The sequence below is a fragment of the Geotalea uraniireducens Rf4 genome, assembly GCF_000016745.1.
Classification (GTDB): Bacteria; Desulfobacterota; Desulfuromonadia; order Geobacterales; family Geobacteraceae; genus Geotalea; species Geotalea uraniireducens.
This window is the reverse complement of the sequence record NC_009483.1, coordinates 4,927,413-4,945,216: the sequence shown is the minus strand read 5'-3', so window position 1 is coordinate 4,945,216 and position 17,804 is coordinate 4,927,413. Positions and strand designations below refer to the sequence as shown.

Annotated in this window: 14 protein-coding genes and 1 tRNA gene; 7 read left to right on the top strand and 8 right to left on the bottom strand. The window is 55.7% G+C overall.

Annotation, left to right across the window (positions count from 1 at the left end; genetic code table 11):
• Positions 1 to 12: 12 nt before the first annotated feature.
• A complete protein-coding gene (locus GURA_RS21770; protein ID WP_011941054.1) occupies positions 13 to 1,404 on the bottom strand; it encodes a UbiD family decarboxylase in 1,392 nt (463 codons plus the stop codon).
• 139 nt (positions 1,405 to 1,543) lie between these two features.
• On the opposite strand from GURA_RS21770, the gene GURA_RS21765 reads away from it, so the two are divergent.
• The 6 genes from GURA_RS21765 (at position 1,544) to GURA_RS21735 (ending at position 8,202) form a co-directional block, all read left to right on the top strand.
• Positions 1,544 to 1,620, top strand: a tRNA-Pro gene (locus GURA_RS21765).
• A gap of 1,179 nt (positions 1,621 to 2,799) precedes the next feature.
• On the top strand, positions 2,800 to 3,801 hold the full coding sequence (locus GURA_RS21755; protein ID WP_011941052.1) for a glycosyltransferase family 2 protein: 1,002 nt from the start codon (positions 2,800 to 2,802) through the stop codon (positions 3,799 to 3,801).
• A complete protein-coding gene (locus tag GURA_RS21750; RefSeq protein WP_232278955.1) occupies positions 3,770 to 5,221 on the top strand; it encodes an NDP-hexose 2,3-dehydratase family protein in 1,452 nt (483 codons plus the stop codon). The genes GURA_RS21755 and GURA_RS21750 overlap by 32 nt, the downstream gene beginning before the upstream one ends.
• Before the next feature lie 95 nt (positions 5,222 to 5,316).
• Entirely contained in the window at positions 5,317 to 6,294 is a 978-nt protein-coding gene (locus GURA_RS21745) for a Gfo/Idh/MocA family protein (RefSeq protein ID WP_011941050.1), read from the top strand.
• The gene (locus GURA_RS21740) at positions 6,275 to 7,450 is read left to right on the top strand and encodes a DegT/DnrJ/EryC1/StrS family aminotransferase (RefSeq protein WP_011941049.1); all 1,176 of its coding nucleotides are present in this window, start codon (positions 6,275 to 6,277) and stop codon (positions 7,448 to 7,450) included. Before GURA_RS21745 ends, GURA_RS21740 begins: the two co-directional genes overlap by 20 nt.
• Positions 7,447 to 8,202, top strand: a complete 756-nt coding sequence (locus GURA_RS21735) for a class I SAM-dependent methyltransferase (protein ID WP_011941048.1) — start codon at positions 7,447 to 7,449, stop codon at positions 8,200 to 8,202. The genes GURA_RS21740 and GURA_RS21735 overlap by 4 nt, the downstream gene beginning before the upstream one ends.
• Positions 8,203 to 8,223: 21 nt before the next feature.
• On the opposite strand, the gene GURA_RS21730 is transcribed toward GURA_RS21735, so the two are convergent.
• Positions 8,224 to 9,294, bottom strand: coding sequence for a type IV pilus twitching motility protein PilT (locus GURA_RS21730; RefSeq protein ID WP_011941047.1), 1,071 nt, complete (start codon positions 9,292 to 9,294; stop codon positions 8,224 to 8,226).
• A gap of 14 nt (positions 9,295 to 9,308) precedes the next feature.
• Positions 9,309 to 10,967, bottom strand: coding sequence for a GspE/PulE family protein (locus GURA_RS21725; RefSeq protein WP_011941046.1), 1,659 nt, complete (start codon positions 10,965 to 10,967; stop codon positions 9,309 to 9,311).
• Positions 10,968 to 11,142: 175 nt separating this feature from the next.
• Here GURA_RS21725 and GURA_RS21720 point away from each other — a divergent pair, with 175 nt between their 5' ends.
• Positions 11,143 to 12,147: a hypothetical protein gene (locus tag GURA_RS21720; RefSeq protein ID WP_011941045.1), complete on the top strand. Its 1,005-nt coding sequence runs from the start codon at positions 11,143 to 11,145 to the stop codon at positions 12,145 to 12,147.
• On the opposite strand, the gene GURA_RS21715 is transcribed toward GURA_RS21720, so the two are convergent.
• The 5 genes from GURA_RS21715 to GURA_RS24485 form a co-directional block, all read right to left on the bottom strand.
• Positions 12,137 to 13,714 (bottom strand): hybrid sensor histidine kinase/response regulator, encoded by a 1,578-nt coding sequence (locus tag GURA_RS21715; RefSeq protein WP_011941044.1) that lies wholly within the window; start codon positions 13,712 to 13,714, stop codon positions 12,137 to 12,139. The genes GURA_RS21720 and GURA_RS21715 overlap by 11 nt on opposite strands.
• Positions 13,715 to 13,766: 52 nt before the next feature.
• Positions 13,767 to 14,855, bottom strand: a complete 1,089-nt coding sequence (locus GURA_RS21710) for a response regulator (protein WP_232278954.1) — start codon at positions 14,853 to 14,855, stop codon at positions 13,767 to 13,769.
• A 260-nt stretch (positions 14,856 to 15,115) separates the two neighbouring features.
• A complete protein-coding gene (locus GURA_RS21705; protein ID WP_011941042.1) occupies positions 15,116 to 16,069 on the bottom strand; it encodes a transglycosylase domain-containing protein in 954 nt (317 codons plus the stop codon).
• Positions 16,066 to 17,097: a 4-hydroxythreonine-4-phosphate dehydrogenase PdxA gene (pdxA, locus tag GURA_RS21700; protein ID WP_011941041.1), complete on the bottom strand. Its 1,032-nt coding sequence runs from the start codon at positions 17,095 to 17,097 to the stop codon at positions 16,066 to 16,068. The genes GURA_RS21705 and pdxA overlap by 4 nt, the downstream gene beginning before the upstream one ends.
• A gap of 154 nt (positions 17,098 to 17,251) precedes the next feature.
• On the bottom strand, positions 17,252 to 17,797 hold the full coding sequence (locus GURA_RS24485; RefSeq protein ID WP_011941040.1) for an HD domain-containing protein: 546 nt from the start codon (positions 17,795 to 17,797) through the stop codon (positions 17,252 to 17,254).
• Positions 17,798 to 17,804: the final 7 nt, after the last annotated feature.

Sequence of the window (17,804 nt, the reverse complement as noted above, 5' to 3'; positions counted from 1 at the left end):
ACCCGTCCCAATTCATGCGCACCCATATTCCCGCCATTTCCTCTCAACCAGCTTGCTGATAACTTCATCCTTGCGGATTTCCTGGCGCCGGATACCGTCCGTTTCCTCCGCCAGTTTGCCCGTGGCGTCCAGTCCCATCCTGCCGTCGGCAATGATCAGATCCCGGGGCCACTCCGCGTTGTTTACTACCTTCCATCCCACCAGGGAGAGGTCGTTCACCGGCACATCCGCATCCACAACAACGAGCAGTTTGGCCTTGCGCAGCCAGCCCGTGCGCCACAACTCCTGAACGACCTGACGGGCCTGTCCGGCGTGCTCCTTCTGTATGGCAACAACGGCACAACCGTGAAAGATTCCCTCCATGGGGAGGTTGATGTCGACAATGGCGGGAACTTGCCGCCTGCTGAGAGGGAGCAGCAGCCGTTCGGTTGCCTTGGCCAGATAGCAGTCCTCCATGGGGGGAGGACCGACAACGGTTGCCGGATAGATCATCCCGTTGCGGTGTGTTATGCACGTAACATGGACGACCGGCACGTTTCCCGCCGTCGTGTAATAACCGGTGTGATTGCCGAATTCACCTTCATCCCGCACCTCGCCCGGGTCCAGGTAGCCTTCGATCACCATCTCCGTATTGGCGGGTACCATGATCCTGCTGGTCAGGCAGCGAACCATGCTGACCGGCTCGTTGCGGATGTAACCGGCAAACGCCATTTCGTCAACTGCCCCCGGCAGCGGCAGGGAAGCGGACCAAATCAGCGCCGGGTCGCCACCCACTGCGATGGCGATCGGCATTCGCTCCCCGCGCGACTGGTATTTCCCGTAATGCCCTGCACCCCCGCTCCCTGGATTCCAGTGCATGCCGGCACTGTTTTCGTCGAAAACCCTGACGCGGTACATGCCGCAGTTCTGCGTGCCTGTTTCCGGATCGCGGGTGAAAACGAGGGGGAGAGTGATAAAACGCCCCGCATCCCCGGGCCAGCTCTTCAACAAAGGGTATTTACGAAGATCAGGGCTATAATCTGCTACTGCCTGACAGTCTCCGTTATTTGCGAGCAGTGGGGTGAAACGGGACAACGCCGGACTGTGGAGGTCATCAATCGTTTGCCCGGATGATGCAGGCTGAAGGGGAAGCAGTTCCTCCATGAGCCGGCTGAGCTGGCCGAGTTCACTGATGTCCAAGGCTTCACAGACACGGCGGTAAGAGCCGAACAGGTTGGTTGCCACCGGGAAGGCGCTTCCCTTGACCCGCTCAAACAAAAGCGCCTTGCCGCCATGCGCAGACTTGCACATGCGATCGGTGATTTCCGCTATCTCCAGGACCGGGTCCACCTCCACCGTTACCCGGTGCAGCTCTCCCATCTCTTCCAACCTTGCCAGGAATTCGTGCAGACAGCGGTAGGCCATGAAATCTCGCCAACAGTATTAATAACAGGATTAACTGCTAATTTTTAGCACTTCGGAAACATTATGACAATGTTTTTCTTGATTTTTACCAGCCGAAACTGTTGACAAAAGAACGGCAAACAGCTATAAAACCCAATGTCGGGATGTAGCGCAGCCTGGTAGCGCACCTGCTTCGGGAGCAGGGGGCCGCTGGTTCGAATCCAGTCATCCCGACCAGAATTCAAGGGGTTACGGCTTATGCCGTAACCCCTTTTTCTTCGCCGCCTACATTTAACTTCGAATCGCTCCAGCCTTAAGGATTGATACTATCCCTTTTGGGAGTGCATTAAATGAACGTAATTTGTTGCTGAGGTGTCCTGTCAACTGACGAATCGACCGCATTATGTCTCAAGCGGCCTAAACTATTTTTGAGAGGGCATCAACAATTATGTCGCTGGGTGCAATGACCCGTATGGACGCATTTCGTGTCTGACATTGCCGATTTGGAGAAATGGCTTTGGATTGAATGAGACCTTTGTCGGCGGCGTTCCACAGACCTTGTGTAAAGTGTTGTGGATAATGTGTTGAAGACAGTGAAAAGGTGCAATAAATCAGATGCATATAGCAGGCTGCCAAATAAAGCGGCAGATTTATTTGACACGGCTCTGATGAAAAAGACCATTAAATGATAACTGTTGTTAAGTAATGGAAATGGAAAGAGATTGTTGCGCCGCAAGGATGACGCCCGGCTTATTCCCGGTTGTCGATGTTAGGCCAATCTAAGGACCGCTGCCGCACGGATAAAACCTTGCGTCAATTGTTGGAATTCTGTATAAACTATAATGTAGGCTTCATTTTCACATAAACTCCTTATGGTGTTCTGTTGCATAACTCTTTTGTCCGAAAAATGTATGTTTCATTGATCCTGGTGTTTCTCACCTTAGGACTTGTCACGTTAGGAATGAGGCTGCCAAGTCTTATGGGGCTTTCTTCCTCCTCGTCAAAACCCAAGCCCCGCCCCCGCGCCATCGTCAAGAACCAGATCAAGCCCTGCTATGAATCCAACAAGAAGGTAGGTACAGCAGCATCCGCCGTTGTTTTGCATGTGGACGTGCAGTTATTGAACACGGATGGGACTTCTATCTTCACAAAAACCTCGATCCTTCCTTCATTTCATTTCACTCCGACCAGATTTTCGCGAGCGCCTCCTTCCATTTCCTGATCAATTCCCGCTTATTAGATTAACCCATATTCGAAGAATCGGTTTTGTTTCGTCCCGACTTGCATGTCCGGATGCAGGCCTGATGCCTGTCGGGCCCTCTCCGAAACGTACAATCAAATATGTGCGGCTGCCGGCCTGCAAGGATGCAGGATTGTTCCGGTGCGGTAACAGGATATTCTTTTGAAGGAGCTGTCATGACCAGACTCTCAATTGTCATCCCTGTTTACAATGCGGAAAAAACCATTGAGTCGCTGTGCAACACCCTGATCAATCTCTATGGCAAGAGATTCATATTTGAAATAGTTCTCGTCAACGACAACAGCCAGGACAGCACCCACCTGATCTGTCGGAGACTCCACGAAACGCATCGCGGCAGCATCAGCTATATCAGGCTGGCCCGCAACTTCGGTGAACACAGTGCGGTCATGGCTGGTCTCAACCATGCCACCGGCGACCTTTGCGTCATCATGGACGACGACTTCCAGAACCCGCCCGAGGAGGTCGGCCGCCTCGTGGATGAAATCGAAAAGGGGTTCGACGTGGTCTATACCCACTATTACGCCAAACGGGACAGCTTTTTCCGCAATCTCGGCAGCCGGTTCAACGACAAGATGGCGAACATCGTTCTTCAGAAACCGGCAAACCTATACCTGTCGAGCTTCAAGGTCATGAACCGGTTTCTTGTGAACGAGGTCATCAAATACACCGGTCCCGACCCTTACATCGACGCCATAATTTTGCGCTCCACGGCCAACATCGGCAGGGTTGGGGTGCGACACGAAAAAAGAAAACACGGCAACTCCGGCTACACGCTGGGGAAGCTCATTTCGCTCTGGGGAAACATGGTGGTCAGCTACTCCCTTATTCCCCTCAGGATACTGGGGGTCATCGGGCTCGCCATGACCATTGTGGGGTGCTATGTGGGCATTTCCACCTACATCTCTTATCTTCTCCCCCAATTGCAGGACCCGAGCGAATACGAGACGCTGACGGCGATTACCACCTTTTTCCGCGGCTTTCAATTTCTCGCCGTCAGCGTTGTCGGAGAATACGTGGGGAGGATATACCTGTCACTGAACAGCGACCCGCAGTTCGTGGTCAGGGAAAAGTTCTCCTCCCAGAGGAAACTACAGTTCGCCTGCATACATAAGGAACCTGACAACAATGGCCATGAAAAGAGCTCGCCAGGCGCCTAGTGCCCCAAAACGAAAATCGCCCGAACCAGAGCGGCGGATCGACATTCTGGGGTTCGATCAGCAAACAACCAGGGAAATCCGCCTTTCCCGCACCACGGAGTACGCCCTTTACTCTGACCGATACGTTGACGATTGGATCGCCGGGTGGCTGGCAACTCCCCGATTGAGCATTGAATCTATTCCCCTGGGGGAGATGAGGCGATGGCGCATAGAGCCCGGCACCGGCAACATCCGCCATGATTCCGGGATGTTCTTCACCGTGACCGGGGTAAAGGCGAGACATCGCACTGCCGCCGGCGAACTGAAGTGGGACCAGCCGATCATAGACCAACCGGAAATAGGGATCCTCGGCATCCTCGTGAAGAGGATCAACGGCGTGCTCCATTTTTGTCTCCAGGCAAAGGAGGAGCCCGGCAACATAAATTCGGTGCAGCTCTCGCCAACGGTCCAGGCAACGTACAGCAACTACACCAAAGCCCATGGCGGAAGCCTTCCGCCGTTGGTGGAATTCTTCCTCAACCCCCCCAGGGATCGCGTGCTGTTCGCCAAACTCCAGACCGAAGACGGGGGCCGTTTCCTCTTCAAATCGAACCGCAACATGATCATCCAGCTGGCCGACCATGAGCTGCGGGAACTCCCTGGGGAATTCATCTGGCTCACGTTGCGCCAGATATCAAACCTGATACGTCGCGACAATCTGATCCACGCCTGCACCCGAAGCATATTGGCCTCTTTAGTCCTTTCCCGGGGCGTTTCCGGCAGGCGGACAAACCCGTCTTGCCGTGATACCGCTGCCGGCTTGGCCGAAACCATCCAGTGGCTCGATGATCAGAGGTCGGCCAACCATATCCTGGCCAAAAGGGTGGGGCTGAACACCCTGAAGGAGTGGAACCTGGACGGGAACGGCTATTTTTCTCACAGGGAAGGGCGCTTTTTCCGGGTCATCGGCATCAATGTCAGCTCTGCCGGACGGGAAGTCCCCGTCTGGAGCCAGCCGATCCTCGCCAATCCGGAATGCGGCATCATTGGCCTGCTCACAAAAGTCCACAGGGGCGAAAGGCATTTCCTCATGCAGGCCAAGGCTGAGGTGGGGAACCGTAGCATCGTCCAATTGGCCCCCACGGTGCAATTCACTCCCGGCAACTATGTCGGTAACGAAAAGCTGCCGAAACCGTTCCTCTTCGACGAGTTCTCCGGCGACGGCCGGTTCCCGGTGCTCCGGCAAAATTATCAGGCCGAGGAGGGGGCACGTTTCTTTCAGGAAACCCACCTGCACCGGATTCTGCAACTCCCTGAGGGGGTAGATCTCGGTCTTCCTCCGGAATTTAACTGGATATCGGAAACCCAGGTCCGCTTCTTTCTCCATCTTGGAGAGACCATCAATTCATGTGCACGGAGTATCATCTCCTGCCTGTTGTAGTGGGTAGAAAGATGGAAGTGCAGGATATGTCGAGCATGGGGATAGCCATTTACGATGTCGTCGGCTGACGTTGTGTACATATAAAGGAATCGGTTATGGCGCTAACTGCTGACAAGAGAGTGCGCGTGGGGATTCTTGGCTGCTCGGACATTGCTTGCCGGAAGTTCATTCCTGCGCTTCGTGGCTGTGGAGGAGCTGTTCTCAAGGGGGTAGCGAGCCGGGCCGCCGCTTCCCTTGCCGGGGAAACGTATGCAGTACTCGGCTATGAGGAGCTTTTAGCCCACGAAGAGATAGAGCTGGTCTATCTCTCGCTGCCGAACCATCTCCACGAAGAGTGGACGGTGCGTGCCCTGCAAAGCGGGAAACATGTCATCTGCGAAAAGCCGCTCGGCCTTTCTGCCGCCTCGGTCGAAAGGATGCTCCGCTGCGCCGGGGAACGGGGAGTTCTCCTCTACGAGAACCTCATGTATCTCCATCACCCCCAGCATGCCGCAGTGAAGGGTCTTATCGATGCGGGGCGAATCGGCCGGATCAGATCCCTGAGGAGCGTCTTTGCTTTCCCTTTCCCCGCGGCCGGCAATTTCCGCCTCGACCCGGAGAGGGGGGGAGGCGCTTTCCACGACCTCGCCCGTTATCCTTTGAGCACGGCGCTGCATTGTTTGCAGGGCGATTCCTACCGGTTCAGAGGGTTCGCCCTCGACCGCAGCGGGCTCAATGTGGCGATGCATGGTACGGCTCTTACCTCTGCCGGAGAGGTATTTACCTTCTCCATCGCCTTTGGCCAGCAGTACGAGTCGTATTATGAAATCATCGGCGAGCTGGGGAAGATAAGGGTGGATCGGGCCTACACGACCCCCGCCGATCTGGCGAATCTGATACGGGTGACCTGCGGCGAGCGTGACACTTCATTCACAGTTCCCGCCTGCGATCACTTCCGGCTCATGATCGAGCACGTCTGCGCCGTCGTGCGAAACGGTGGGGATTTCGGGGAAATGCACCAGCGAACAAGGAGGCTTGCCCGCCTCGCTGACCAAATGGAGAAAGGATGCCGCCATGAAGAAGATCGGCAATAGGGGAGAGTGTAGCGATCAGGCGCCGGTGCGTTACTGGGACTATCTGGATGATTACCGGCGGAACCGCGAGGAGATACTTGCTTTAGTCGACGAAGTCTTTGCCTCGGGGCGCCTCATCCTCGGCAGCCGGGTGGCGGCATTCGAGGAACACTTCGCCGCTTTCTGCGGCAGCCGGTTCGGGGTCGGGGTCAATTCGGGCACAGACGCCATCTTCCTGGCGCTCAAGGCGCTCGATATCGGGCCGGGAGCAGAGGTGATCACCGTTGCCAATACCGCAGTGCCGACCGTCGCGGCGATCCGGGCCACCGGTGCCATGCCCGTCTTCGTCGATGTGGAGGCGGATACCTTCCTCATGGATGTAACCCGGGTCGAGGAGACCGTCACATCCCGCACCAGGTGCGTCCTGCCGGTGCACCTCTATGGCCAGCCGGTCGATATGGAGCCGCTTCTCGACGTGGCTCGCAGGAGGGGGGTAGAGGTGGTGGAAGACTGCGCCCAGGCCGCAGGTGCCGTCTACCGGGGGGGGCGGGTCGGGAGTTTCGGCGCCGTGGGGGCCTTCTCCTTCTATCCCACCAAGGTCCTCGGCGGGTTCGGCGACGGCGGCATGGCCGTGACGAAGCGGGAAGATCTTCACCACCGTCTCCGGCGGCTCCGCTTCTACGGCATGGATGGGGGGTACTATTCGGAAGAGGAGGGATACAACTCGCGGCTCGACGAACTTCAGGCGGCGCTCCTCGATTTCCGTCTCCCTGCCCTCGATGAAGAGATAACGCGGCGGAAAAATATAGCGGCAATCTATACGGGCGGTCTGGAAGGGGTGGGGGATATCGCGCTGCCTCTTGTGCAAAGCGACAGGAACCACCAGTATTACCTTTACACCATCAGAACCGGCCGGAGGGATGAACTCAAGAACTACCTGGAAGGGTGCGGCATCGAGACCCGCATCAATTACCCGACGCCGATCCATCACATGCGGGGCTACAGGTTCCTCGGTTACCGGCAGGGTTCCCTGCCGGTGACCGAGCGTCTGGCGGAAGAAATCCTGTCATTGCCCATGTACCCCGATCTTTTGGCAGAAGAGGCGGGACGGGTCGTCGAGGCAATCAGATCATTTTTCCGAAACCAGCCGTTATCGGGGAAAAAGGACCATGGATGAACGAACGGGAATATGAACAGATGTTCAAGGTCGAGGACCGTCACTGGTGGTATGCCTCGCTCCATGAGCTCATCCTGGAGTTCGTGGCGAAAGAGCAGCAGAGCGGGCGCACTCTCCGGATACTCGATGCCGGTTGCGGCACCGGCCGTCTCTGCCAGCTTCTTGAGAAATTCGCTGAGGTGGAAGGATGCGATCTGTCGCAACAAGCCATCGCCTTCAGTCGGGCTCGGGGACTCACTGCCGTTTCCTGTGCCGATCTCAACCATGCCGATCTGGGAGAGGAGCGCTATGACGTGGTCACCTCCATCGACGTGCTTTACCACCGTGCCGTAGCAAATGATGCGGAGATACTCGCAAAATTTTACCGGGCACTCAAGCCGGGGGGGCTCCTCATCCTCAACCTGCCGGCCTACGAGTTTCTGCGGAGCACCCACGACATTGCCGTCCATACCCGCAAGCGTTACACGCGTAAAGAACTCCTTCCCCTGCTGGCAGAGGAGGGGTTTTGCGTCGAAAGATCAACCTACCGTCTCGGTTTCCTTTTCATTCCCATCGCCTTCTGCCGCCTGGCAAAGCGATTCCTTCCCCGCTCGCCCGAAGCGGAAGAAGTCGCGTCGGACGTCGGTCTGTCGACGGCGTCGGTGAACAGCCTTCTTCTGAGTCTCGTTCGAGCGGAGAACCTCCTCCTCAAGCGTTATTCCATGCCGATCGGCACATCGCTCTTCGTCACCGCGCGTCGCCCTTTTTCCTGAAAATCATCTGACATAGATTGCCTACTGCTGCGGCCGGTCAGGGAGGTACTGCTCGAACTGCTTCTTGTCGGCGGAGCAGCGGTATGCCTCTTCCGGGGCTACTTTCTTCGTCTTCAGCAGGTCGAGCAGGTGCTGGTCCATGAGCTGCATGCCGTCTTTCCGGGCGGTCTGCATGATGGAGGGGATCTGGAACGTTTTCCCCTCGCGGATCAGGTTGCCGATGGCCGGGGTGCCCATCATGATCTCCAGGGCAGCCGTCCTTCCCTTGCCGTCTGCGTTTTTCAGCAACTGCTGGCTGATGACCCCCTTGAGTGATTCGGAGAGCATGGCGCGCACCTGCTCCTGGGCATCCTTGGGAAAAACATCGATGATCCTGTCCACGGTCTTGGCCGCGGAACTGGTGTGGAGGGTGCCGAAGACGAGGTGGCCGGTCTCTGCGGCGCTCATGGCCAGGCTGATGGTCTCCAGGTCGCGCATCTCGCCGACGAGGATCACGTCCGGGTCCTCACGCAGGGCGGCGCGGAGCGCAGCGGCGAAACTCTCTGAATGCTCGCCAATCTGGCGCTGGTTGAAGAGGGACATCTTGTTTTCGTGGATGAATTCAAGCGGGTCTTCCAGGGTGAGGATATGTTCGCGGCGGGTGGAGTTTATCAGGTCGATCATTGCCGCCAGGGTGGTGGATTTACCGGAACCGGTCGGGCCGGTGACGAGGACCAGCCCCTTCCTCAGCATGGTCAGCTTGCGCACCCCTTCCGGGAGATTCAGCTCGTCGGCCGTGAGGATTTTACTGGGGATGATGCGGAAAACTGCCGCAATCCCGCGATGCTGCATGAGGATGTTGCCGCGGAAGCGGGCGAGGCCCGGCACGGAATAGGCGAAATCCAGGTCCTTTCGCGCTTCGAAATCGGCTATCTGTTTCTCGCTGAGGATCTCGTAAAGGATGGACTTCAGGTCCTCGTGGGCCAGCGCCTTGAAGTTCAGGCGCTCCATTTCTCCATGCAGGCGGAAGATGGGGGGGGCACCGGTGGAGAGGTGCAGGTCCGAGGCTCCCTGTTCGTGCATCATTTTAAATAGTGCGTCAATGCGTGCCATGTGTCGGTGCTCCGTTAATAGATGATTGCAGCGGCAAATTCTTCCGGCGATATCTCGCCGGCATTCAACAGATCCAGACCCTCTTCCCGTATGCCGCGGTATCCCTTGCCGTTGAGGTAGTCGAGGATTTCAGCGCTGTCCCTGGCGGCTTCAAACGCTTCCAGCATGGGGCTGTCGAAGGGGATCAGCCCCATCAGGTATTTGCGGCCCGCATAGCCCGTATGGTCGCAGGCCTGGCATCCCTTGGCCCGGTAGCTTGTGGTGGCCGGAACCGCAATGCGCAGGGCGGCACTCTCCTCGGGCGTCGGCTGATAGCTCAACTTGCAGTGCGGGCAGAGGATGAGGAGCCCCTTGAAGGAGATCACCCCCTTGACGAAGGTCGGGATGAAATAGCTTTTGTGCCAGTAGAAAAGGAGGTTCTTGAAGGTTGCCGTGATGCCTCCGAAGGAAATGCCCGCCAATACCAGCTTGCCGCGCATAGCCGCCTTGCCTGCGGCGATGAATGCCTGGCTGTCGGTGGCGTCCTCGATGACGATGATGTCCGGATCATGGTCGAGAGTCGCCATTATCAACGCGCCCAGTTCGGTCTGGGGTCCCTTCCGGACAGGGATGCGCGGGAATTTTTTCCTCCCGTTGCCCACGCTGTCGCCGAGGACCAGCACGGTTTTGCCGGCTGTTGCGCGCTCATCCAGGTATAGGTCGATGAAACGGCAGCGCTCGTCGGCATCCCGTTGCGAGAAGAGTACCATGCCGGTTTCAACGGCGGCCAGTTCGCGGAATTGGCGAATCTTTTCTTCCGAAAGCCCTAAATCGGCGACGGATGCAGGGAAAGCGGTCGAGATGTGAAGCTTGAGGGTCACGTAATCCCCTCCCTGGCCGCGTAGCAGGGAAGCATGGTAAAGTATCTTCCTCCCCTTGAGAAGGAACGCCAGCACACCACGTGCTGACGGCTCGTCTGTGCCATTGATCCTGGCGAGTTTTCTGATGCGCAGCAGCAGCTCGGGATAATGGGCGGCTTCGAGCTTTCCCATTTCCCTGGCTATTCCGCCGCTCCTCCCCACGATCAGGATGCCGTCTCCCATCGGCTGCAACGACAGTGAGGCCAGCTTTTTCTGGACGATGGAAAGGAGGAGGTAGTCGAGGAGTCTGGCGCCGGACAGGTCGGAGTTGATTGCATCGAGAGCACGGGACGGGAAATAGCCGGAGGAGAAACCGAGTGTCGCGGCTGTTTCCTCCGTGCCGTAGAAAAGATCCTGCATCTCGCGAATTTCGCGGATGAGCGCCACGGAAACAGTGATCTGGCAGCCGGTCGCGCTTTCCACGGCCCTGACAGCCTCGCTGTTTAATGGATCGGCGATGGCTATGCTTAAATCATCGCCGGTGAGGAATAAAGGGATGAGGTTGTAACGCCGGGCAAGAGAAGCCGGAACGCGTTCGACGGCCATCCTGCCGATATTTTCCTTCTTCAGCCTCACATAGGGGATATTGAGCTGGTTGGAGAGGGCCCAGTCGATGTCCTCCTGGGTGACAACCCCAAGCTTGATCAGTGCCTCGCCGATACGGCTGACGGAATTTTTCTGTTCCTCAAGCGCCGCTTTAAGTTCATCTTCGGTGATGATCTGAGATTGGAGAAGGATCGATCCGAGTGATCCCTCTTTGACGACTTTATCCATAGCCACCTCCCTGACTCAATGCTTATCGACAATCGGCGCCCGTTAAATTGGTGAAATGCGCCCATGGGCTTTACTTTTTTCCGCTGCATGTGGTAGCCTCGGAAAAAATACATCCGGCTCCGTGTCGCAGTGCAGCGTCACTTTTCTGCTTCGACATGGGACCACAGGAGAAATCATGCAAAAAAAAGCACTTGCCCTTCTTTCCGGCGGCCTCGATTCAACGCTTGCCGTCAAGGTAATGCTGGAGCAGGGAATAGCCGTAGAAGCCCTCAACTTCACTTCCCCCTTCTGCACCTGCACCGGGAAAAATTCCGGCTGCAAGTCAGAGGCGGTCAGGGTTGCCGAAGAATTCAACATCCCCATCAAGGTCATGCACAAGGGGGTCGAATACCTGGAAATAGTCGGGAAACCCAAACATGGCTACGGCAAGGGGATGAACCCGTGCATTGATTGCCGCATTTTCCTGCTCCGAAAGGCCAAGGAATACATGGCTGAAAGCGGCGCTGATTTTGTCATTACCGGCGAGGTTCTCGGACAGCGCCCCATGAGCCAGCGCCGCGACACCCTCCGCCTGATCGAGCGGGAGAGCGGACTGGAGGGGCTTCTGCTTCGCCCCCTTTCAGCCAAGCACTTTAATCCCACCATCCCGGAGACGGAAGGGTGGGTGGATCGGGAGAGGCTCCTCGCCATCCAGGGACGTTCACGCAAGGAGCAGATGCAGCTGGCCGATGATCTGGATGTGAAGAACTACCCCTGCCCGGCCGGTGGCTGCCTGTTGACGGAGCTTTCGTTCGTTTCCAAGGTGAAAGACGTCTTTGACCACTCCGACACCCTCAATCTGCGCGATTTCCGTTTACTGAAGCTCGGCCGGCATTTCCGTATCGGCTCCCGCACCAAGGCCATCGTCGGCCGCAACGAGGCGGAAAACAATGTGCTGGAAACCGCCGTGCAGGCCGGCGAGGCGATTCTCCGCTGGGACGAAGGGAGCAGCCCGTTAACGGTTGTCATGGGCAAGCTCGATGATACGAAGCTGGAAAACGCCGCAAAGATCCTCCTCCGTTATACCAGGGCCGAGCCAGGACAGGAATGTACCATAAAATTCGTGATCGACAGTAGAGAAAAACAGATGACCGTTAAAAACGAATTTTCCGAAACGAGGATCGAGGAATTCAGGGTCTAGGCTGCTCCAGCATCTCCCTGATCTTTGCCAGAAGGGCACTCGGGGCGAGCGGCTTTGAGATAAAATCCAGCCCCTCTTCCATAATACCGTTCTTGCTGATTATGTCGGTGCTGTAACCGCTCGTGAACAGTGCCCTGATGTCATGTCGTATCTGTTTCAACTCGTTGTATACTTCCCTACCGTTTTTCTTCGGTATGATAACATCGAGCACCAGCAGCTGAATGTCGTCCTGGTGCTCGATGAATCTTTCTATTGCGTCTTCTCCGTCCGCCGCTTCTATAACCTTGTAACCGTATTGCTCCAGGAGCGCTTTGAGAAGCTGTCTTACCTCTAAGTTGTCTTCTATGAGGAGGATGGTTTCCGTCCCCCCGATCTGGACGTTTTGGGGTTTGACGTGCATTTCCGTAGCATTATTGCTGGTCAGGGGGAGATAGACTTTGAATACAGAGCCGTTATCCGGTTCACTGTCAACCTGAATAAAGCCGTTATGCTTTTTAATTATCCCATAGACGATGGAAAGACCGAGGCCCGTGCCTCTACCTACCTCCTTGGTTGTGAAAAACGGTTCGAAAATCCTCTCCATCATTACTTTATCCATGCCTACGCCGGAATCCGATACGGAGATGAGGGCATACATTCCCGCATGCCCGTAATCCTGGTTTCTGATGAAAGTGTCGTCCAATTCCGCCACGTCGGTGTTGATGATGATGGTTCCCCCTTCGGGCATGGCATCCCTGGCGTTTGTGACGAGGTTCATGATGACCTGCTCTATCTGCCCGCTGTCGGCCGTAACGCACAATTTCCGCTCTGTCAGGATGGACGAAAAATCGATATTTTCGCTGATAAGTCTTGATAAAAGCTTGGTAACCCTTTTGACGATATCATTGAGATCAGCATGACATGGATTAAGGGGCTGCTTTCTGCTGTAGGTCAGCAAACCTTTAGTGAGGCAGGTTGCCTTGTCTGTAGCGGCAAGCAACTGTACCAGGTAGTGGAGCAGGGGGTCTGATTTGTCCATCTGCATCTGGATAAGGTTGCCGTAACCGATGATGGCAGTAAGTATGTTGTTGAAGTCATGGGCAATGCCGCCGGTCAATGTGCCGATGGCTTCCATTTTCTGCGAGTGCCTGAGCTGGCATTCAAGTTTTCTTTGTTCGGTGATGTCGCGAAAACTCCACACCCTCCCGACTATTTTATCTTCGATGGTCTGCGGTTTGGAAACCCGCTCGAAAAATCTGCCGTCCGCAAATTCCAGGACGTCATAACTTTCGCATGCTGGGTAGCTGTGTATCTCGTTGATCCTTGCGATGAAGTCTGCGGGGGATTTCATCTGGTGGAGAACAACCGACTGCAGGTGGTCATCATCCGTTGTGGCGAGGAGAGTGCCTGGAATGTGCCACATGTCGGCAAATTTCTTGTTGTAACTGATGATTCTCCTCTCCCGGTCTATAACCAGAATGCCGTCGGCAGTCGATTCAAGGGTTGCCTTGAGCAATGACAGGGTATGTTTTATCTCCTTTTCCGTCCGCTTCTGTTTGATCTTGGTCTTTAAACTGAATGGTGGCATACGGTTCTCGATCAATGGCGTACATCTCGGACGGAACCGGGAGAAGCGACCATCAGGAAGCGGTTATATCCTTGTTGGTAGTGAATATCTCATCGAACAGCGGTGCAGTTTCAATAAACGCGGACAGAATCCGGGGGTTGAAGTGTTCCGGTCTGGTGCGCCCATCACCTTCGATAATAATCCTGCACGCCGTGTCATGGTCGAAGGCGGGCTTGTAGACACGTTTGCTGCGTAGCGCGTCGTATTGATCGGCGAGCATTACAATGCATCCTTCGATGGGGATTTCATCACCGCGGAGACGGTTCGGGTAGCCCGTGCCATCCCACCTCTCGTGGTGATTCAAGGCGATGGACGTGGCCATTTGCAGCATGGAATGGGAAGAGCCTCGAAGTATCTTTTCACCTATTGTTGTGTGAGTCATGATGATGTTGAATTCTTCCGGGGTAAGCGGTGACGGCTTTAAGAGAATTGCGTCAGGGATACCGATCTTGCCGACATCGTGCATTGCTGCGGCGACAGTAATGGTTTCCACGAAATTATCCGAAAGTTGGAGCGTACGGGCGACCCTGTTCGCATACATGCCGATGCGTGCTATGTGCATGCCGGTGTCTTCGTCCCGTAGTTCGGCCGCTGCTGTTAGTCGCTCGATTGTTTCCCTGCTCATGCTTTTCAGCATCGTCAGCGCATCGGCCAGTTCGCGGGTTCTCTGGGCAATGGTCCGTTCCAGTTCGGACTTGTAGTACTTCTCGAGCTGGAGCAATCTTTTGTAATCGACTGCTTTTTCTATGGCATGGATGAGCTGGAGGGGGTTGTACGGTTTGATGATAAAATCGAACGCCCCTTTTTTTATGGCGGAGACTGCCAAATCGAGCTCGGCATAGGCAGTCATGAGCATGACAGGCGTTTCCCGGTCGTGTTCCCGGATATTTTCCAGAACGTTGATCCCGGTTGTCACCGGCATGTTGACATCGGTCAGCACCACATCCACTGACTCTTTCCTGAAAGATTCCAGTGCCATGGTGCCGTCCTGAAAGGTACGGACCATGAATCCGTAGACTTTGAGAAGGGATGCTATGCTTTCGAGCACATAAGGGTCATCGTCTACTACAATGACCACGCCTTTTGCGGTCGTATTCATCATTGCCACCTCGGGTTCTGCTCAATAACGTTTTATGACTTGCGAAAAGTCGGTTCCATGTGCGCACTTTTCTTTGTGCGCCAGCGCGATCTCTCGACTTTGCCTATTAACAGGTATCGGCAAGGGGGGTGAAAACTGAAGTGAAATTAGATGGGTTTAGAATGAAGTGCTATAGGCTGGGACGATTGACAGACGCTCTTAGTAAAAATGGGCCCATTGGAGGACCCATTATGAAATACAACAACATTGTCAAGAGCTTTGCTTCAGGGCTTCTCGCTTCCGCTCTCAGGCGGGTTGCTGTTGCCCTGCGGCGGCTTGATCTCCGGTGACCCACTAGTCGCATCAGGCGCCGGGGAACCGTCAGTCGGCTTTTCCTCCTCGTTGTCGGTGGCCGGGGGCGGTCCAGGCAGTTTTGCGCTGCTGATATTTGTAAGGACCTCTTCCTTCTTGATGCTTTCGTCAACCTTTCTCTGCAGACGACCGACATTTGGCGATTCTGCCATGGCCTGCGCAAACTCCGCCTCGGCGAGCACTCCTTTGCTGTACAACAGGCGCAGGATCATATTGGAGCGCTTCAGTACCTTCCCCAGGTTTTTGTACGGGTTGTATGCCACGCGCGGGCCGGGGAGCATGGCGGCTATGAAGGCGCATTCTCTCGGGGTGAGCGCCGAAGCCGGTTTGCCGAAATAATAGCGCGCTCCATGGCCGATACCGTAGACCATCGGCCCGAGCTCGATGACGTTCAGGTAGAGCTCGATGATCCGGCCCTTGGGAAGTTCCTGCTCCATCCGCTTGGCGAGGATGATCTCCTTGATCTTGCGGTTGATGGTCTTTTCCCGCGAAAGGAATAGATTCTTAGCCACCTGCTGGGTTATGGTAGACGCACCACGGGCAAAGCTCTTTTTCTCCAGGTCATATTTGATGGCGTTCTTTATCGCCTTGACGTCGATTCCTTCATGCTTGTAGAAGTTGGCGTCTTCAGCCAGAATGACCGCCCACTTCATTTCCAGGGGAATGCTCCCGGCAGGTGTCCAGTAACGATTTTTCGGTCCGACGATATATGGGTGGTAGTTGCCGTGCCAATCTTTCACCTGGATGGACAGGTTAATCTTGCGGTTTTGCAGGTCAGCCATCGGCGGCATGAGCATCAGGGAAATCCCGATGTAGGCCGCGTAGATAATCAGCAGTCCAAGCACAATCAACAGCATTTTTTTCATGTAGCGTTCCCGTATGTTTCTATCCGTTGTTTCGCCATCTCAGCTGCCATCAGGATCGCTGCAACCATGCTTCGCTCCGAAGCGGTGCCTTTGCCGGCCAGGTTGTAAGCCGTGCCGTGATCTACCGAAGTACGGATTATGGGGAGTCCCAGAGTAACATTCACGCCGTCATCGAAGTGGAGCAGCTTTAAAGGGATCAGTCCCTGGTCGTGGTACATGCAGACCACTGCATCGTAATCCCCTTGAACGGCGAAGTGGAAGAGAGTATCTGCCGACAGCGGGCCTGAGGCGTCGATTCCGTCTGCCCGTGCCGCTTCGACGGCTGGTTTGATGATACGGTCGTCCTCGGTACCGAACATTCCACCTTCGCCGCAATGAGGATTAAGCGCCAGCACGGCGATACGGGGATTGGCGCGGAAATACCGGTGCAGGTCGCGGTGGGTGATGCGGATGGTCGACAGTACCTTGTCATGCGTGACAAGCCGAGGTACATCGGCCAATGCTTCATGGATAGTGACCAACGTTACCCGTAGCCTGTCACCGGCCAGCATCATGACGAAATCCCTGGTTCCCGTCAACTCCGCCAACAGTTCCGTATGCCCCGGATACTTGTGGCCGGCACGATTCATGGCTTCCTTGTTTATGGGCGCGGTGGCCATGCCGGCTACATCGCCGGAGAGGCAAAGGTGCGCCGCCTCGGTGATGTAACGGAACATGGCTTCGCCCCCGGCCGCAGTCGGCTTGGCGAATTCCCGGTCAGCCGGAGAAAGATCGGAAAGGGAACGGAGATAAAGAACTCCGGGCGTTGTCGCTTCGGGCGGCACACCTGTGCCCATGGTTTCGATTCGCAGTTGCGCGCCGACAATTTTAATGCCTCTTTCCAACGTTTCCATGTCCCCAAGCACCAGTGGTCTGCAAACGGCATTGACCTCCGGCCTTATCAGGGCCTTGGCAATGATTTCCGGGCCGACACCGGTCGGGTCTCCCATGGTCACGGCTATCACCGGTTTTGTTGAGCTTGTTTCCATTGTGGCGTCCGTTCCTTACCTCGTAGATTCAGGTAAATGTAGGCTGATTTATCTCAAGAGGCAACAGTTTTCACGTTTTGTGAATGGTGGCAACATGCTGGAGGGATCGCTCGCTTACCGAGCTTGTCCAAGTTGAAAAAGATGGCGGGATGTTTCATTGTTCCAGAAAATCTGCGATCATCTTGATCACCCGTCCCTTATCGCTTCTGCCGAGGGAGGCAGCTGCGTCTGCAGCGCAGACCTCAAGCAGCAAACGGAAGAGGGGATGCTCCATGAACCTGAGTTGATTGCGGGTCAGCTTGACATTGTGTCCCAGGTGCCAGGCGAAGTGAAACAGGTGGTTTTTTACCAACCACGCCACATCGTCTGCAAGATCGGGAAGCCCGAGGCGAACCAGTATTCCAGGGACCAGTTTTGCCCCGGCTTCTGCATGGCCGAAGGCGCGCCAGCGGCCACGGATGAGTCTGGTCGTCTCTGCCTTGCCGATGTCGTGCAGGAGCGCTCCCCAGAATACCCGCTGGTCCGAGTCATCGTCCACTGCTCTTGCCGCCAGCATGGTATGGGTAAAGGCGTCTCCTTCTGCATGAAATTCCTCGGGCTGCGGCACCCCGCGTAACGCCGCTACCTCCGGCAGCCTTTCATCAAAGCTTCCATCACCCAGCCATCCTTCGACGAGTTTTCTGTAATCGGCAGCTTTCATATCCGTA

Excerpts from the sequence above, each read along its gene's own strand:
- GURA_RS21750 (WP_232278955.1), top strand. The coding sequence starts at position 3,770 with ATGGCCATGAAAAGAGCTCGCCAGGCGCCTAGTGCCCCAAAACGAAAA.
- GURA_RS21705 (WP_011941042.1), bottom strand. The coding sequence starts at position 16,069 with ATGAAAAAAATGCTGTTGATTGTGCTTGGACTGCTGATTATCTACGCG.
- GURA_RS21720 (WP_011941045.1), top strand. The coding sequence starts at position 11,143 with ATGCAAAAAAAAGCACTTGCCCTTCTTTCCGGCGGCCTCGATTCAACG.
- GURA_RS21715 (WP_011941044.1), bottom strand. The coding sequence starts at position 13,714 with ATGCCACCATTCAGTTTAAAGACCAAGATCAAACAGAAGCGGACGGAA.
- GURA_RS21710 (WP_232278954.1), bottom strand. The coding sequence starts at position 14,855 with ATGATGAATACGACCGCAAAAGGCGTGGTCATTGTAGTAGACGATGAC.
- GURA_RS21740 (WP_011941049.1), top strand. The coding sequence starts at position 6,275 with ATGAAGAAGATCGGCAATAGGGGAGAGTGTAGCGATCAGGCGCCGGTG.
- GURA_RS21730 (WP_011941047.1), bottom strand. The coding sequence starts at position 9,294 with ATGGCACGCATTGACGCACTATTTAAAATGATGCACGAACAGGGAGCC.
- GURA_RS21755 (WP_011941052.1), top strand. The coding sequence starts at position 2,800 with ATGACCAGACTCTCAATTGTCATCCCTGTTTACAATGCGGAAAAAACC.
- GURA_RS21725 (WP_011941046.1), bottom strand. The coding sequence starts at position 10,967 with ATGGATAAAGTCGTCAAAGAGGGATCACTCGGATCGATCCTTCTCCAA.
- pdxA (WP_011941041.1), bottom strand. The coding sequence starts at position 17,097 with ATGGAAACAAGCTCAACAAAACCGGTGATAGCCGTGACCATGGGAGAC.
- GURA_RS21745 (WP_011941050.1), top strand. The coding sequence starts at position 5,317 with ATGGCGCTAACTGCTGACAAGAGAGTGCGCGTGGGGATTCTTGGCTGC.
- GURA_RS21770 (WP_011941054.1), bottom strand. The coding sequence starts at position 1,404 with ATGGCCTACCGCTGTCTGCACGAATTCCTGGCAAGGTTGGAAGAGATG.
- GURA_RS24485 (WP_011941040.1), bottom strand. The coding sequence starts at position 17,797 with ATGAAAGCTGCCGATTACAGAAAACTCGTCGAAGGATGGCTGGGTGAT.
- GURA_RS21735 (WP_011941048.1), top strand. The coding sequence starts at position 7,447 with ATGAACGAACGGGAATATGAACAGATGTTCAAGGTCGAGGACCGTCAC.